Annotated in this window: 11 protein-coding genes and 1 tRNA gene; 4 read left to right on the top strand and 8 right to left on the bottom strand. The window is 61.7% G+C overall.

Features of this window, described 5'->3' with window-relative positions:
- Positions 1–5 precede the first annotated feature (5 nt).
- Positions 6–578, bottom strand: a complete 573-nt coding sequence (locus tag SZ55_RS04460; protein WP_044401969.1) for a TetR/AcrR family transcriptional regulator — start codon at positions 576–578, stop codon at positions 6–8.
- Between the two features lie 82 nt (positions 579–660).
- Here SZ55_RS04460 and SZ55_RS04455 point away from each other — a divergent pair, with 82 nt between their 5' ends.
- Positions 661–1,401, top strand: a complete 741-nt coding sequence (locus SZ55_RS04455; RefSeq protein ID WP_044401968.1) for an SDR family oxidoreductase — start codon at positions 661–663, stop codon at positions 1,399–1,401.
- Between the two features lie 157 nt (positions 1,402–1,558).
- On the top strand, positions 1,559–2,155 hold the full coding sequence (locus SZ55_RS04450) for a 2-hydroxychromene-2-carboxylate isomerase (protein WP_044401966.1): 597 nt from the start codon (positions 1,559–1,561) through the stop codon (positions 2,153–2,155).
- Here SZ55_RS04450 and SZ55_RS04445 read toward each other — a convergent pair.
- The 3 genes from SZ55_RS04445 to gabD all read right to left on the bottom strand — a co-directional run bounded on the left by SZ55_RS04445 (position 2,142) and on the right by gabD (position 6,452).
- A complete protein-coding gene (locus SZ55_RS04445) occupies positions 2,142–3,350 on the bottom strand; it encodes an HDOD domain-containing protein (RefSeq protein ID WP_044401963.1) in 1,209 nt (402 codons plus the stop codon). The two genes, SZ55_RS04450 and SZ55_RS04445, sit on opposite strands and share 14 nt — an antisense overlap.
- 197 nt (positions 3,351–3,547) lie before the next feature.
- Complete coding sequence (gabT, locus tag SZ55_RS04440) at positions 3,548–4,825, bottom strand: 4-aminobutyrate--2-oxoglutarate transaminase (RefSeq protein ID WP_044402076.1); 1,278 nt, start codon at positions 4,823–4,825, stop codon at positions 3,548–3,550.
- Between the two features lie 175 nt (positions 4,826–5,000).
- Positions 5,001–6,452 (bottom strand): NADP-dependent succinate-semialdehyde dehydrogenase, encoded by a 1,452-nt coding sequence (gabD, locus tag SZ55_RS04435; RefSeq protein ID WP_044401960.1) that lies wholly within the window; start codon positions 6,450–6,452, stop codon positions 5,001–5,003.
- Between the two features lie 420 nt (positions 6,453–6,872).
- Here gabD and SZ55_RS04425 point away from each other — a divergent pair.
- Positions 6,873–6,949, top strand: a tRNA-Arg gene (locus tag SZ55_RS04425).
- Positions 6,950–7,241: 292 nt separating this feature from the next.
- Here SZ55_RS04425 and SZ55_RS04420 read toward each other — a convergent pair.
- Genes SZ55_RS04420 through SZ55_RS04410 form a run of 3 tightly spaced genes read right to left on the bottom strand, consistent with a single transcriptional unit; the run spans position 7,242 to position 8,924 of the window.
- Entirely contained in the window at positions 7,242–7,526 is a 285-nt protein-coding gene (locus tag SZ55_RS04420) for a hypothetical protein (protein ID WP_044401957.1), read from the bottom strand.
- An 11-nt stretch (positions 7,527–7,537) separates the two neighbouring features.
- Complete coding sequence (locus tag SZ55_RS04415; RefSeq protein WP_042165080.1) at positions 7,538–8,698, bottom strand: Arm DNA-binding domain-containing protein; 1,161 nt, start codon at positions 8,696–8,698, stop codon at positions 7,538–7,540.
- Positions 8,691–8,924, bottom strand: coding sequence for a hypothetical protein (locus SZ55_RS04410; RefSeq protein WP_003282466.1), 234 nt, complete (start codon positions 8,922–8,924; stop codon positions 8,691–8,693). The genes SZ55_RS04415 and SZ55_RS04410 overlap by 8 nt, the downstream gene beginning before the upstream one ends.
- Positions 8,925–9,073: 149 nt before the next feature.
- Here SZ55_RS04410 and SZ55_RS04405 point away from each other — a divergent pair, with 149 nt between their 5' ends.
- A complete protein-coding gene (locus tag SZ55_RS04405) occupies positions 9,074–9,286 on the top strand; it encodes a helix-turn-helix domain-containing protein (RefSeq protein WP_003282467.1) in 213 nt (70 codons plus the stop codon).
- A 17-nt stretch (positions 9,287–9,303) separates the two neighbouring features.
- Here SZ55_RS04405 and SZ55_RS04400 read toward each other — a convergent pair whose 3' ends face one another.
- The gene (locus tag SZ55_RS04400; RefSeq protein ID WP_177329724.1) at positions 9,304–12,363 is read right to left on the bottom strand and encodes a hypothetical protein; all 3,060 of its coding nucleotides are present in this window, start codon (positions 12,361–12,363) and stop codon (positions 9,304–9,306) included.
- Positions 12,364–12,384 lie beyond the last annotated feature (21 nt).

The raw sequence follows: 12,384 nt of genomic DNA, 5'->3' as shown, positions 1-12,384 counted from the left end.
CGCCTCTAGGCGCTGCGCGCGCCGTCCAGGCAGTCGTCCACCCACCGACGGCTGCCCTGCAACACTGCTTCCTGCGCGGGCTGGCTGGCCAGCATGCGCGCCACCACCAAGGCACCGACGCACTGGGCCAGCAGGGCCCAGGCCAGGTCGCCATCCTCGAGGATCGACGCCCAGGCGCGCTGCAGTTGCAGCAGCCAGTGCTCGGCCGTTTCCCTGACCACGGCATCCGCCCGGGCGATCTCGGCCCCGAGGGCGGGAATGGCGCAGCCGGCGGCCGGGTCCTGCACGTGGGCCAGGCTCAGGTAGTGGTGCAGGCAGCGCTGCAGGCGGGCACGGTCGAAGCCCGGTTCGCGCGCGGCCTGGCCGATCAGGCTGCCGGACAGTTCGCGCTCGACCACGGCGGTGAAGAGGTCGTCCTTGGAGGGGAAGTGGCTGTAGAAGGCGCCGCCGGTCAGGCCGATGGCCTTCATCAGGGCATCCACGCCGGTGCTGGCGAAACCGCCGCCCTTGGCGATGGCGCCACTGCTTTCCAGCAGTTTCTGGCGGGTTTCTTCCTTGTGGCTGGGGGAGTAACGCATGGGGCTTTCCTCGCTTGACGCTGGCGCGGACTGTAGCATAACGTCCGTTCACCTAACGACCGTTTACCCAAGGTGATCCGCGATGACCCGTCAGGACAATACGAACAAGGTGGTGCTGGTGATCGGCGCCGGGGACGCCACGGGCGGAGCCATCGCCAAGCGTTTCGCCCGCGAGGGCTACATCGCCTGCGTGACCCGCCGCAGCGCGGACAAGCTGCAGGCGCTGGTGGACGAGATCCGCGCCGAAGGCGGCCAGGCCTTCGGCTTCGGCTCGGACGCTCGCAAGGAGGAGGAGGTGAACGCGCTGGTGGAGCAGATCGAGCGCGACATCGGACCGATCGAGGCCTTCGTCTTCAACATCGGCGCCAACGTGCCGTGCAGCATCCTCGACGAGACGCCGCGCAAGTACTTCAAGATCTGGGAAATGGCCTGCTTCGCCGGCTTCCTCACCAGCCAGGCGGTGGCCAAGCGCATGGTCACCCGCGAGCGCGGCACGCTGCTGTTCACCGGGGCCACGGCGGGCCTGCGCGGGGCGGCCGGTTTCGCCGCCTTCGCCGGGGCCAAGCACGCCATCCGCGCGCTGGCCCAGAGCATGGCGCGGGAGCTGGGGCCGAGGAACATCCACGTCGCCCATGTGGTGGTGGACGGTGCCATCGACACGGCGTTCATCCGGGACACTTTCCCCGACCTCTACGCGCGCAAGGACCAGGACGGCATCCTCGACCCCGCGCACATCGCCGACAACTATTGGTTCCTGCACAGCCAGCCGCGGGATGCGTGGACGTTCGAACTCGATCTGCGCCCCTGGATGGAACGCTGGTGATTACTGACGACCGGCTGCGCGACGCTCAGGCGTTGTTGGCGTGACGCCGTGAAATGCTCATTGGCAGACGCCAACTCCGCTTTCCCGACGCCCCGCCGCCTAGCCTGAGTGCCGCTCGCTCGGCCTCGACTCCGTAGCGTTATTCGAAGGACAAAAAATGAACAAGAGCGTCGAATTCTTCTTTGATCTGGGCAGCCCGGCCAGCTACCTGGCCTGGACCCAGCTGCCGGCACTGTGCGCCCGCCACGGTGCAGCGCTGCGCTACCGGCCGATGTTGCTGGGCGGGGTGTTCCAGGCCACCGGCAACGCCTCGCCCATCAGCGTGCCGGCCAAGGGGCGCTACACCCTGGTGGACATGCTGCGCTTCGCCCGCCGCTACGGCGTGCCGATGGTGTTCAACCCGCACTTCCCGATCAACACCCTGGCCCTGATGCGCATCGCCACCGGCCTGCAGCTACACGAGCCGGAGCGCTTCGAGGCGTACCTGGACGCGGCCTTCCGCGCGCTCTGGCAGGACTCGAAGAACCTGGGCGATCCGACCGTGCTGGTGGCCGTGCTGGAAGGGGCTGGCTTCGACCCGGCGGCCGTGCAGTCACTGGCGGCCGAGGCGGAGGTGAAGGAGGCGCTGAAGGCGGCCACCGAGGAGGCGGTCAGGCGCGGGGTGTTCGGGGCGCCCACCTGCTTCGTGGGCACGGAGATGTTCTTCGGTCAGGACCGTCTGGACTTCGTCGAGGAGGCCCTCAGGCCTGCATGAGGCGGGCCGGCAGGCGGTCCAGCAGCGAGGGGTCGAGGCGCAGCAGGCGGGCGGAGCGCTCGTCCAGCAGGTCACGTGGGGCGGCGTTGGCGGGCAGGCGCAGGAGGCCGGCGCAGAGGTTCATGGTCAGCGCCTCGCGGGAGAACACGCCGCTGCCCAGGCCGTAGAAGGCCGCCACCAGTTCGCGCAGGCCGAAGGGCAGGCGCCAGCGGATGCGCAGGGCGGAGCCGAAACCGGCGGCGCGCTTGCGCATCACGGTTTCCAATGCATCGTCCTCCAGGGTGCCGCCGGCGTCCTGCCAGTCCTGCAGGCTGCGCAGCAGGGCCAGTTCGCCCATGTTGTGCAGCAAGCCGGCGGTGTAGCAGAGCTCGGCATCCAGATCGAGTTCGCTGGCCATCCAGTAGCCCAGCTCGGCGCTGCGCTGGGCCTCGCGCCAGGCGATGTCGGCCAGCTCGGCCAGGCGCGGGTCGCGCAGCCGGGCGTTGCGTTCCAGGGCCATGCCGAGCACGAGGTTGAGCACACGGGTCACGCCCAGGCGCTGCAGGGCCTGGGTGAGGGTCTGGCAGGGCGTGCCCAGGTGCTGGGCGGCGCTGTTGGCGGCAGCGATCAGCCGGGCGGTGATCTGCGGGTCGCGGGAGAAGACTTCGTCGAGGTCACGCAGGTCGAGGTCGCTGGCCTGCAGGCAGCGGCTGACGGCGTCGCGCACGTCGCTGAGCAGGGGTGCGCCCTGCCCTTCCTCGCGCACGCTGTCGAGGTATTCCTCCAGGGTGGCCACCAGCAGCGGTGCAGCCGGCTCGCGGCCTTCGCCGGCGGGCAGCAGGCTGGCCAGGCGCTGGCGCAGGCTCTCGGCATTGAAGGGTTTGCCCAGGTAGGCGGACGGCGCCAGGGGCAGCACGGCACGCACGCTACCGGCATCCACCCGGGCGCTGATGAGCACGAACGGCAGCATGGGGGTGCGCGGGTGGCGACGCAGCTGGCGCAGCAGCTCCAGGCCACCACCGCCCTGCAGTTCACCGTCGGCGATCACCAGGTCGGGCAGGCGGCGCTTGCAGCGCGCGAGAGCGGTGGGCGCGTCGGCGACACGGACGAGGCTGGCGTCGGCGCGGATATCCAGCACCAGCTGGGCGAGCAGGTCGGCCGTCCACGGGTCTGCCTCGGCAATCAGGACTTCCGGAACCTTGGCGTGGGCGGTCATGGATACCTCGGGCTACTGCGGGAGCGCCGTGAGTGAGTGCGACGGAGTTGGCAAAAAAGAAGGCGACAAGTCTAAAGCGCCGATGAAGGGCTGAGTAGTGGCCTGATGACATATTGACCGACTGGTTGAAATCGGCTTGATCCGAGGCAAAAAAAGACCCGCCGAAGCGGGTCTCAAGTACGCCTGGCTGGTGAGCCTCAGGCGAGTTCGTCGAAGCACTCGGCGACGATGGCCAGGCCCTTGTCGAGCTGGGCATCGGGAATGGTCACCGGCATCAGGAAGCGGATCACGTTGTAGTAGGTGCCGCAGGACAGCAGGATCAGGCCTTTCTCACGGGCGCGGGCCACGATCTTGCCAACCAGCTCGGCAGCGGGCTTGTGCACGTCGCCGCCTTCGAACAGTTCGATGGCGATCATGGAGCCCAGGCCGCGGACGTCGCCGATGACCTTGTGCTTGGCAGCGATGTCACGCAGGCCGGCCTTGAGGCGCTCGCCAACAGCCTGGCTGCGCTCCAGCAGTTTCTCTTCGTCGAACACCTTCAGCACGGCCAGGGCCGCGGCGCAGGCGATCGGGCTGCCGGCGTAGGTGCCGCCCAGGCCACCGGGGGCGATGGCGTCCATGATCTCGGCCTTGCCGCACACGCCGGAAATGGGGAAGCCGCCGCCAACGGATTTGGCGAAGGTGGTCAGGTCCGGGGTGATGCCCAGTTGCTCGGTGGCGAAGAAGGTGCCGGTACGGCCAGCGCCGGTCTGCACTTCGTCAGCGATCAGCAGGATGCCGTGCTGGTCGCACAGGGCGCGCAGGCGCTGCATGAAGGCCTTGGAGTTGACGTAGAAGCCACCCTCGCCCTGGACCGGCTCGATGATGATCGCGGCGATGTCCTGGGGCTGGGCGTCGTTCTTGAAGATGCGCTCGATGCTGGCGATGGAGTCGTCTTCGCTCACGCCGTGCAGTTCGCACGGGGCCAGGGCACGGAACACGCCGCCGGGCATCAGGCCCATGCCGGCGGAGTACGGAACCACCTTGCCGGTCAGGGACAGGGTCATCATGGTGCGGCCGTGGTAGGCGCCGGTGAAGGCGATGACGCCGGCACGGCCGGTGGCGGCGCGGGCGATCTTGACGGCGTTTTCGACGGCTTCGGAGCCGGAGGTGACCAGCAGGGTCTTCTTGGCGAAGTCACCCGGTACGCGCTTGGCGATCTCTTCGCAGAGCTCGATGTAGGGCTCGTAGGCCAGTACCTGGAAGCAGGTGTGGGACAGCTTGGTCAGCTGCTCCTGGACAGCGGCGATCACCTTCGGGTGCAGGTGGCCGGTGTTCAGTACGGCGATGCCGCCGGCGAAGTCGATGTACTCGCGGCCATCCACGTCCCAGACGGTGGCGTTCTCGGCGCGCTCGGCGACGACCGGGTGGATCTGGCCAACACCACGGGCTACAGCGGCGGCACGGCGTTTCAGCAGGGATTCGTTCTTGCTCATGTCTTCCTCACGGCCGCTCATCGGGCGGCGCAGTCTCAAGGATGAATACCCCCGGTGGGCGCTTGCGCAGCATTCGATGATCGACTGCGCAGGCCCGCCGGAGGTTCGTCGGTTCAGGTTGTGGAGCTGGGGCGCCGCGCGCTCTTTCGCGCCTTGCCCCGTCTTTGCATCAGGTTCAGATCCCGCCGAGGCAGAGGTACTTGATTTCCAGGTAGTCCTCGATGCCGTACTTGGAGCCTTCGCGACCCAGGCCGGAGGCCTTGATGCCGCCGAACGGCGCCACTTCGTTGGAGATCAGGCCGGTGTTGATGCCCACCATGCCGTATTCCAGCGCCTCGGCCACGCGGAACACGCGGCCCAGGTCACGGGCGTAGAAGTAGGAGGCCAGGCCGAACTCGGTGTCGTTGGACATGGCGATGACTTCGGCCTCGTCCTTGAAGCGGAACAGCGGGGCCAGCGGGCCGAAGGTCTCTTCCTTGGCGACGGCGGCGTTCTTCGGTACGTCGACCAGGATGGTCGGCTCGAAGAAGGTGCCGCCCAGGGCGTGGGGCTTGCCGCCGGAAACGACCTTGGCGCCTTTGCTGACGGCGTCCTGGATGTGTTCCTGGACCTTGGCCACGGCCTTCTCGTCGATCAGCGGGCCGGTGGTGACGCCGTCTTCCAGGCCGTTGCCGATGTTGAGCTTGGCCACGGCAGCCTTGAGCTTCTCGACGAAGGCGTCATACACGCCGTCCTGCACGTACAGGCGGTTGGCACAGACGCAGGTCTGGCCGTTGTTGCGGTACTTGGAGATCAGTGCGCCTTCGACGGCGGCGTCCAGGTCGGCATCGTCGAAGACGATGAAGGGGGCGTTGCCACCCAGCTCCAGGGACACCTTCTTGATGTCCTGGGCGCATTCGGCCATCAGCTGGCGACCGATCTCGGTGGAACCGGTGAAGGACAGTTTGCGCACGGTGGGGTTGCTGGTCAGCTCGCTGCCCACTTCACCGGCGCTGCCGGTGACGACGCTGAACACGCCTTTGGGGATGCCGGCGCGCTCGGCCAGTTCGGCCAGGGCGAGGGCGGAGTACGGGGTCTGGGAAGCAGGCTTGAGCACCATGGTGCAGCCGGCGGCCAGGGCCGGGCCGGCCTTGCGGGTGATCATCGCAGCGGGGAAGTTCCACGGGGTGATGGCCGCGGTCACGCCGATGGGCTGCTTGATAACGATCAGGCGCTTGTCCGGCTGGTGGCCGGGGATGACGTCGCCGTAGATGCGCTTGGCTTCTTCGGCGAACCATTCGATGAAGGAGGCGGCGTAGGCGATCTCGCCCTTGGCTTCGGCCAGCGGCTTGCCCTGCTCCAGGGTCATCAGGCGGCCCAGGTCGTCTTGGTTGGCCATCATCAGTTCGAACCAGCGACGCAGCTTGGCCGCACGCTCCTTGGCAGTGAGGGCACGCCAGGCCGGCAGAGCACGTTCGGCAGCTTCGATGGCACGGCGGGTCTCGGCAGCGCCCATCTTCGGAACGGTACCCAGGATCTCACCCGTGGCCGGGTTGTTGACCTTGATGGTCTGGCCGCTGTCAGCGTCCAGCCAGGCCCCGTCGATGTAGGCTTTCTGGCGGAACAGCGTGGCATCTTTCAATTGCATCTCTGTCTCCTTCGCACCGGTTACAAGGAGCCGGGGTCCGTTGTTTTTGTTCGGCCAACCCCAGGATTGGCCAGGAAAGGAAGTCGATTGCAGCAGCCGGGCTTGGCAGTGCAAGGGGCGTTTGAAATCTCAAACGAATGCTAGGGCCAGAGGGATCAAAGGGCAATACTACGTTCGATAAAACAGACAAAAAAATGAGCACCCGTCGGGTTTTGCTGTGCAGAATCCGTTACGAGGAGCGTGCGCGTTCAATATTCAGAACACACCACGCAAAATGGACTCCGACGTCACGTGCAGGTATGATTGCGCGCTCTCAAGCATCCGTAGCTCAGCTGGATAGAGTACTGCCCTCCGAAGGCAGTGATCATCGAGTTGAGAAGGGTGCAGGCTAGTGGTCAAATAGTTCGCCGCAACACATACGCACCTGTAGCTCAGCTGGATAGAGTATTGCCCTCCGAAGGCAAGGGTCGTGGGTTCGAATCCCGCCAGGTGCGCCATATCCTCTTGATTCAATGGCCTTTTTCTAAGGCTTCGCCGCTTCCGCTGCTGAATCGGCGCCCTCCAGCAAAATTCCCTTGATGCCAGCTCTCAGGCTGCGATGAGCACTGCCCTCAGTGTCATCTAGCGGCGGCTTTTCAGGCTGTGCCAATTCTGTGCCCAAAGCGTGCCGCACGGTGAGATGGCATGCCGGTTACTTCGCAGAGATTGAGTATTAGCCACAATCAGGCACAACTCCCAACCCATCTGAAAGCACCTAAGCAGAAGGGGCCTTTCGGCCCCTTCGTTACTTTAGTTGTTGAGCATGCTCTCCAGCTTTTCGATCAGGAAGTCCAGCGGGCTGCGCCCCTCCAACCGTTTCTCGAAGACCTCATTACGGTGATAGGCGACCCAGGTATCGAGCGCCTGGCGGTTGTTCTTCTCGTAGCCGGAGCCAAGGATGCAGACCAGTTCATTGCCGTTGGGGCTCTCGAGGTAGTGGCTCATGGCAGAAGCCAAATGCTTCAAGTACTGGTGTTCACGAGCTTCCATCGCCAGATGCAGGTGCGTGACGTTGCTGCGGTTGATCAATTTCATGTGAGTACTCCTCAGTCCTTCAAATTGGCTTGGATCAGATTGTCGAAGGCGCTTCCGTCACGTCGGGTCAAGTTAGGCACGTAGCGCGAGTAGACGCGGAACAGCATCTCTGTAGTTGTGTGGCCCATCTGCCGGGCAATCCACTCCGGGTTTTCGCCTGCAGCCAGCCAAAGGGTCGCAGCCGTATGGCGGGTCTGGTAAGGGCGTCGCTGGCGCAGCCCCAGATGACGCAGCAGCGGAAACCAAACCCTGTTGTTGATGTTGCGGTACGAAAAAGGCGTACCTTCCCGAGAACAGAAGACGAACTGACCACGCCCCGTCTTCTTCTGCTGATCGAGCAGGGCCTTGTACACCGGGCCAGACATGTCGATTTCGCGTTGCGAGCCGTCATTCTTCGTGTAGTCGAGCCGGCCACCGACCCAAGTTTCGCGGATAAGGATTTGCCGCCTCTGAAAGTCGACGAATTTCCACTGCAGGCCGTCGACTTCTCCCGTGCGCATCCCGGTGAAGAAGCGCACCGTGTAGTAGTTGCGGAAGTCCTCGCGCACGGCACCGAGAATCTGCAGCACTTCATCCAGAGTGAATGGCTCCACATCGGTCTTGGGAACCTTCAGCGATTTGATGTTGAGGTACGGTGAAGTAAACTCGAACCGGTCAGCCGCCTCACTAAGGATCATGCGCAATGGCGTCATGATGTGGTTGATTCGCGTCGCTGACAGAGCCTGCCCCTTCAGCCCGGGAACTTTGCCGAGTGCCGAGCGGAAGGACAGGATTTCTGCCTTGGTGATGGCGCTGACTTCTTGTCTGCCGAATGTTGGTAGCAGGTATTTATCAAGGGTCTGACGTACCGTCGTTGTATGTGTGTCGCGCCACTCCACACGCTTTTCGTCGAACCAGCGTTCGGCGAAGTCCCTAAATGGTGGAGTCTTCAATATCGCGCAGCCAGCCCGCAGTCTTGCGAACTCCTGAACCTTGCTGCTTTGCGGAAAGTAAGTGGCATAGTCGAAGCTTCCCAGCGTGATTTCTGCCTCAATACGCTCAAGGATTTTCTCCAGCTTTTTTCGGTTGGCCGGCGTATCAGGCAACGTGGTTTGCTCACGGCAGCGTTTGTCCAGATAAGTGAAGTCGAAGAACAACTTCTCGTTGTCGGCACGGGCACGAATCTTACCCATGGCAAATGCCTCCGCCGGCCATAGGTATCAAACTGGAGGTGCGGGAATGCTTCTGCATGTCCTTTTCGATGGCCTCCCAAATGAACAGGATCTTTCGACCACCAAACGGGCGGAAGTAATGGATGCCTTCGAGCAGTACCGAGTCCTTCAGGCGGTTACGGATGGTGCGCACGTCGTACTTCATACGCGTGGCCAGCTCCTCGGTGGTCAGATAGGTGTGAGACATAGCAATGCCCTCTCTGCTAAATTGAACGACAGTGGATTCTTATGAGCTCCTGATAGCCTATAATGATCTCCTGCAGATCAATATAACGCTCATTTTGAGCTTTGCAAGAACAAAATGATCTCTAGAAGATCATTTTTTTGGAGATTGAGATGGTCAAGTGCCATTTATCTCGCCTACTCGGTGAGCGGAAATTGAAGATAAGTGACGTGGTTAGGGACACGGGGATCAACCGCGGAACCCTCACGCGGCTCTATCACGAGACCGCGCAACGGGTGGAGCTCAAGGACCTGGAGACGATCTGCCAGTACCTGAACTGTGAGGTGGGTGAGTTGCTGGAACTGCAGGATGATCCGGAGGGCTGAATGCCCTCCGGACTTGGTCAGGCACGGAAATGCCAGTCGATGGAAGCCATCAGCATCAGGTAGCGCAGGGCTGCGCCGGAGTGATGGTTCTGCTTAGCCTCACCCTTCAGTTCAAGTTTCGCCCTGATGCCCAAATGTGGACTCGCTACATCGCTATTCTCTGGCGCGTGCTGACTGAACGGCCGACGAGTGTTTCCGAATTGCTGACGCCAGTAAGACTTGGCAGCCTTGGGTTTGCTGATGTCGTACACGATCAGCTCGATAGATCGAGCGTGAATACCTATGGCAGTCAGCAGCCACAAATAGTCCTGAGCATGTTCCTCGTCACGATCGCGCTGGAATCGCAGGGTGGTTTCCGTCGTCCAGCAGCGCTCAACAAAATCATCAATCACGCGTTGGGCACGTTCGCTGTCGGGGCCTTCGAGCAGTTCGTATAGGCGCTGGGCGTAATCGGTCACTGCCTCCCGGCCCCCATGTTTCGGAGGCGAGGGTAATAGCGAGATATCGGATGGCTCGATGGCATGCACAGCGGGTTGTAGCCTATGTTTCGGCCTTGAGCTGTTTGCACCGTGACGTTGCTGCATGTCGCGAATATAGCGAGCTCGCTCCAGCATTAGTGCGCGCTCCTCAGCAGCGAACTCGACCCAGTCGAGATTGATCTCTCGACCTGTCTGTTCGGCATATGAGGCATACGCCAGCATCGACTCGATGGCCTGAATTCGCTCGATCGCCCAGTTCTGCTCCAATTGCTGAACTTGATATCGAGATGCTTTGTGTCGAGTACGTTTGCGCTCTTTTAAAGGCCTGACCCGACCGATGATGCTGAGTAGCGAGCGGCACTCGATAGGGATGCCGTCACCGTGCTCAGTGCTCATGGTGGGTTGGCTCACCTCGGCTATCCTGGCGACGTTTGAGGCGTTGAATGGCCAATGTTTAGGATTCCACTGCCACATCATTGCCATGATCTGAGGCAGGCTATGGACGTAGTGCAACAGCGTAGTTTTTGGACTGCCGTGACCGAGGATGGCACTGACAATATGAACGATTCGCCGAGTCGGCCCCTCGCTAGGCAATAGAGCTCTGCGCAATCTGAGGTCATTCCTTAGCCAGCGCGTGGTTAGGGGAAGATCATGGAAAATCAGCTCTGGCGAGAGCCCATTGTGTGCTCCAACCAACTTGAGTAGCAGCCAAGTAGCGCAGGAATGGCGCAGGTGATGGTAATGCAGGAACTCAGAGCCAGTAACCGCGCGCATACAGCTATGCAGGGCCGGGAACAGGCAGCTCTCGCTGATCCACTGAGTTTTCAGCTGCGGGATGCAGAATAGGAATTCCGAGGTTGGTTTTTTATTTTCTTCTTCTTGGCGTTCTCGATACCAGTCGATCAGCAGCGTGAGCTCATCGGGCTCCAGAAGCTCGCGTAGCGGCAATCGTCGAACGGCATTTTGAGTTTTCAGGCCGCGCAGTGCATGGGGGCGAATGAGCAGATCGACTGGTAGATCCATTCTGCCTTGTTCATCGCTGGATAGCCTGCGCATGTTCGGGTGGCGCGCCTGAATGCGCGCGCACTCCGCCGCAGAAAACTCGGGTAGGTACAGATCACGCAGGCACAACTTGAGAGCCTCGTTACGACGCAGCCCCAGCCGGAATCCCAAAATCAGGAGAAGTCTGGCTGCTGTGACCAGCCGTGGCGTTCGCAGCTCCAGTCCACAAGTGCCGAGTGCCTGCAGAACCAACTGGTACTGATCCTCGCTGATAATGCGAGCATCAACACGGGTCACGCCTGTACCGATGCCTAGAATTGAGTACGGGCTGATTGGCGGGTAGCTGTAACGACGCTGAAGGAACGAGTGAAACTCGTGGATTGCTTTGGCCAGGGTGCGTCGTTTGCTATCTGTGACCTGGGCATCCAGTGAGGATTCATACACGATTTCCAGCGCGCCAATTTCGAGCTCGAAAATACTTATGCCATCTAGCAGAGAGGTAAGTGCTGCCCCTAGTACTCGGGTATATCGATCTATGGTGCTGCGCCCGATACTGTGGCCGTACGCGGAGGCTCCACCCAACATATAGGCAATCCAACTCTGGATTAGGCCGGGGAGTTCTCCACGAGACTCCGCCTGCAAAGGCATCTCGATGGGCAGGTTATCCCGAATCCGATCGCGCAACTCCTGAAGCCATGCAGGTGGGCCAGGGATATCTTTATCTGCATCCGAAACAGATTTATCGTCATAGCTCCCGGCGGGATCCTCGAAATCATCTATGCCGAAAATATTGCCCCAAGATGACGGGCGCAGTGACTGAGAGACAAATTCTTTCCTGCAGGAAAAATTCACCAGGACCTGCGGTAGCCGCAGATTCATTTGCATCCGCAGCAGGTCAAGCGTCTCGCCAAGACTCTTTGGCTGGTCCTGTTCAGGTACGCCCACAAATCTCAGAAATGCCCCCACGCAGCGCATATGCCAATTCCTACGCTGTATGCTGCCACCGCTCTCCTGAATATCATCGGTGCACCGCACCAGCAGAGACAGCGTTGCCGGATCGGGGAACCACTGCCGATGTTCCGCGGCCTCTTTCCCACGGATAGAGAGCGGCAAACGTATCTCGGGAACTCCCGCGACCCACTCGATGCTGTCCAGCGCTGTGCCGAGCATCGCATTCAGCTGAGCCACATCGAGCAGTCCACCACTATAGGCAGCACTCAGCAAAAGCAAGCCGAGGCGTTCTTCGCTATTCAGCGCTTGGAGGTCGAGTTTGAGGCCCAGTTGAACAGCTTGAACCAATTGATTGCTGCGCTGAACTCGTTTGACCGTGTAGTCGTCCGGGTTGATCGGGTTAGCTGCTCGCTGGATGGCAATGGCAATTCGCGCTAGCGGAAACCCTGGAATCTGATCTCTTATCCGTTGGGTGATGCTGCGAAATACGTTGCGCAACGTGTGATTTGTCCCGAGCTGTGCCTCCAGTTCACGGACGTGCGTCGTCGAGATCCCGGATATGGCACATTCACCCAACAGCCATTTGCCGAACGCCGTACCGGACTTCTCGGCAATCGATTTCAAAAGCGCCCGCATCTCGGGCATCCATTCCGGCTCATGAGGCCG

Source organism: Pseudomonas sp. FeS53a, assembly GCF_000931385.1.
Classification (GTDB): domain Bacteria; phylum Pseudomonadota; class Gammaproteobacteria; order Pseudomonadales; family Pseudomonadaceae; genus Metapseudomonas; species Metapseudomonas otitidis.
Note: the sequence above shows the minus strand (reverse complement) of the source record. Positions and strands in the feature narration are given on the sequence as shown.

Bases quoted from the DNA above. Each gene is read 5' to 3' on its own strand.
- SZ55_RS04400 (WP_177329724.1), bottom strand. From the start codon at position 12,363: ATGCCCGAGATGCGGGCGCTTTTGAAATCGATTGCCGAGAAGTCCGGT.
- SZ55_RS04460 (WP_044401969.1), bottom strand. From the start codon at position 578: ATGCGTTACTCCCCCAGCCACAAGGAAGAAACCCGCCAGAAACTGCTG.
- SZ55_RS04410 (WP_003282466.1), bottom strand. From the start codon at position 8,924: ATGTCTCACACCTATCTGACCACCGAGGAGCTGGCCACGCGTATGAAG.
- gabD (WP_044401960.1), bottom strand. From the start codon at position 6,452: ATGCAATTGAAAGATGCCACGCTGTTCCGCCAGAAAGCCTACATCGAC.
- SZ55_RS04405 (WP_003282467.1), top strand. From the start codon at position 9,074: ATGGTCAAGTGCCATTTATCTCGCCTACTCGGTGAGCGGAAATTGAAG.
- SZ55_RS04445 (WP_044401963.1), bottom strand. From the start codon at position 3,350: ATGACCGCCCACGCCAAGGTTCCGGAAGTCCTGATTGCCGAGGCAGAC.
- SZ55_RS04420 (WP_044401957.1), bottom strand. From the start codon at position 7,526: ATGAAATTGATCAACCGCAGCAACGTCACGCACCTGCATCTGGCGATG.
- SZ55_RS04455 (WP_044401968.1), top strand. From the start codon at position 661: ATGACCCGTCAGGACAATACGAACAAGGTGGTGCTGGTGATCGGCGCC.
- SZ55_RS04415 (WP_042165080.1), bottom strand. From the start codon at position 8,698: ATGGGTAAGATTCGTGCCCGTGCCGACAACGAGAAGTTGTTCTTCGAC.
- gabT (WP_044402076.1), bottom strand. From the start codon at position 4,825: ATGAGCAAGAACGAATCCCTGCTGAAACGCCGTGCCGCCGCTGTAGCC.
- SZ55_RS04450 (WP_044401966.1), top strand. From the start codon at position 1,559: ATGAACAAGAGCGTCGAATTCTTCTTTGATCTGGGCAGCCCGGCCAGC.